2 protein-coding genes are annotated in these 3,411 nt (G+C 48.8%); both read left to right on the top strand.

The features are described 5' to 3' along the window. The first annotated feature begins 76 nt into the window (after positions 1 to 76). A complete protein-coding gene (locus IGQ16_RS02735) occupies positions 77 to 1,738 on the top strand; it encodes a POTRA domain-containing protein (protein WP_297060149.1) in 1,662 nt (553 codons plus the stop codon). Positions 1,739 to 2,183: 445 nt separating this feature from the next. Continuing rightward, a partial coding sequence (locus IGQ16_RS02730; RefSeq protein WP_297060147.1) for a filamentous hemagglutinin N-terminal domain-containing protein occupies positions 2,184 to 3,411 on the top strand: 1,228 nt, incomplete at its 3' end.

The raw sequence follows: 3,411 nt of genomic DNA, 5'->3' as shown, positions 1-3,411 counted from the left end.
AGAACAACATTTCTATAGAACAAACGCACTAACATTCCCTTATGGCTAAGTAATGAACTCCCTGTCAGTATTTTTAATGTTTCCCACGCCTATTTCGTTCAACTACAACCAAGCAGTATTAATCGCTCAAGCTTTTTCTCCTGAGCGGATTATTGAAGAAACTCAACCTCCTCCGCCACCCCCAAGTACACCAAAGATTACGATTCCTAGAGATCAGGAAATCCAGCCACCTGCTGATTCAGATAAGATTCGCTTCTTTTTGAAAGACATCACCATTAGTGGCTCAACTGTCTATTCTCCCGAAACTCTCAGGCGGCTATACGCAGATTGGCTCAACCGTGAGGTGACCCTTGCTGATATCTATACCATTGCCCAAAAAATCGCTGAACATTACCGCCGTTCAGGTTATCTTTTAATCCGTGTACTTGTACCTGCCCAAGAAGTAGCCGAAGGTACCGTTCGCCTCGAAGTTGTTGAAGGTTATATCGAGGAAGTACGTTTTGAAGGTTCCAAGGGAGCTATCAAACCGCTACAGCCCTATGCCAATCGCATCCAATCCTCCCGCCCTCTCAAAGCCAAGGTTCTCGAGCGCAATCTGTTGTTAATAAGCGACTTAGCAGGCTATCAAGTGAGTGGGCGCTTTGAACCCGGTAGCCAGCGTGGCACAGCCATTCTTTCGCTCACTGTAAATAAAGATTCGTTTCAACCTTTTGTTACAATTAATAACTGGTCTGCAGACAGTGTCGGGCCTGTTCGTCTCCAGGTAGGAACCTATCTCAACTCTCTACTCAACCGAGGTGAACAATTTATTCTCAGTGGTACAACAGTTCCCTTCGATTTTAATGAACTGAAAAGTGGTCGCTTCGATACAAACATTCCTTTAAATTCAAACAGCCTCAGGTTTCTAGGCAGTTTGAGTTACGCTGAAACCCAGCCCGGAGATAATCTTGCTCCCTTCGGGATCAAAGGCACCACTTGGGCGGGCAGCATAGGCTTCAGCTATTATCCCATTCGCTCAAGAAAACTGAATCTGCTCACAAGCATTTCCTTTGATGCCCTAAACAGCACCATCAGCACCACATTTTTAGGGCCGCCAGTTCCTCTGAGTCAAGACCGAGTCCGCGTGTTTCGCACCGCGAGTCAACTCAGCTACATTAGCTCGGTAGGATTCACTAGCGCCTCTATACAGCTCTCTCAAGGTGTTGCAGGCTTAGGTGCTCGCTTGAATGGAACTCCCACTTTACCCCTCTCTCGCTTGAATGCCACTCCTGCAACCTTCAAAGCCAACCTTGACGTTACTCAGATTTTCTTCCTCCCACAAAATTGGTCAGTCACCTTAACAGGTGCAGCTCAAGTAGCAGCAGCTCCCCTGGTGGTTTCTGAGCAGTTTGGCATTGGTGGCCCTAACTTTGGATCTGCCTACATTCAATCCGCCATTTTAGGAGATGACGGCTATGCCCTACGCCTTGAGTTGCAAAATACTCGCCGCTATCGCCTAGGTAAGACAAACTTTATTAGCCAGCCCTATGTCTTTGTGGACTACGGCCAAACATTCCTTAAAAGACCTACTATTGCTGAACCTCCGAGTCAACAAGCTTTTTCAACCGGTTTTGGTTTGCGTCAGCTAATCAACCCTAACCTACAACTTCGCTTAGAGCTTGGCCTTCCGCTCACGAAGATTACGCCTAATTTTGAGCAAACCCCCCGCCTTTTCTTCCAAATTCAAGGTATATTCTAGACTTTCAGGGATTGAAGCAGCAGTTGGTCCTCCCTTCCCTAGAACCAGTGCCTAGATCCAGCTCATATTAAGTTTTTAGACAATAGTCAATCTAGGTAGATATACTATTGACTGTACGAGTAGATACCTATATATAAAGTCATAAGCCCCCTCTGAGGGATGAGATCTCCGTCACCGTGAGACCCACGGTGAGATAAGATCCCCTAGCAGAGGGCATAATCCCAATCCATAGAGAAAGGGTACAGGGGACTGTTGGCTTTAGCCGACGGTAGATCACTTTAGGCCTAAGAATGCCCCAGGCTGGAGCGGTGGGGGCTTTAATCCTCTGAATACAGCCAGCAAAAGACAATAAGAGTGTTCCTCCATGAAAAAATTACTTAGTGTGTTCCTGAAAGGATTTGGTCTCACTCTGTCAAGTATTTTTCTAGGAAGCCTGAATTCCCAAGTGGTTAAGGCGCTGCCACAAAGCCCCAGCGTCATGCATGGTCAGGTTTTCTTTGGGCAAAGCACCCCCCATCAGCTCCACATTCTCCAAGGCAGCGATAAAGCGATCATTAACTGGGAGAGCTTCAGCATTGGCACCAGCGAAGGCGTCTTCTTTGTTCAGCCAAGTGCAACAGCAGCCGCGCTGAACCGAGTGACAGGGTTAACCCCCTCAAGTATTGCCGGTCAACTGAGCGCTAATGGTCGTATCTTTTTGATTAACCCCAACGGCATCGCCTTTTTGCCCACCGCTCAGGTGGATATAGGGAGTCTCATTGCAAGTACGCTCAACATCACAGATCAAGACTTTTTGCAAGACAGACTAAACTTTTACAGCCTTCCCAACAGGCCACCTGCATCTATCACTAACCAGGGTCGTATGACTGCCCAAGAGGGCGGCCTTGTAGCCCTAATTGCGCCAGCAGTTCAAAATGGCGGTTTCATTTCAGCACGTTTAGGTCAAGTTGCCTTAGCTGCTGGCACCGCTGCTACCCTTGACTTCACAGGGGATGGTCTCCTCAGCGTCAAGGTAGATAGCGATCTGGCTCAGCAAGTCACGGACATTTACGGCCGGCCACTGTCTAGCCTGATTGACCAACAGGGGCACATTACTGCTGGCCAAGTCATCCTTTCTGCAAATGCCGCTCAGCGCATCATGGATCGAGTGATGAACGTTGACGGCATCATCGAAGCACGCACCGTTGAAAATCGTCAAGGGCGAATCATCTTAGCGGGCGGTCCCACAGGCGAAGTGAATATTGGCGGACGGCTAGATGCGGATGGTACCCATGGCGGCCAAATCACCGTAACAGGCCAAGATATTCATCTTCGAAACACTGCCCATCTATCGGCCAACGGCGACCTTGGTGGGGGTCAGATTTTTATTGGTGGCAATCTCCAAGGACAAGGTCCCTTACCCAACGCCAGAAACACCTTCACTGACACAGGGGCACAACTTCAAGCCAATGCCCTCACCCAAGGAAACGGCGGTATGGTTGTAGTTTGGGCAGATGAAAATACCCATTTCCACGGCCACATTAGTGCACGGGGGGGCAACCTGAGCGGTAACGGGGGTTTTGCCGAGGTATCAGGGAAAGAACACTTGTGGATGGGTGGTTTTGCGGATTTGAGTGCCACCAATGGCAAATTTGGTACTCTCCTGCTCGACCCCGGTAGTGTCACGATTCAAC

It is taken from the genome of Thermosynechococcus sp. M3746_W2019_013, assembly GCF_015296045.1.
Lineage (GTDB): Bacteria > Cyanobacteriota > Cyanobacteriia > Thermosynechococcales > Thermosynechococcaceae > Thermosynechococcus.
This window is presented reverse-complemented; position numbering and strand designations above follow the sequence as displayed.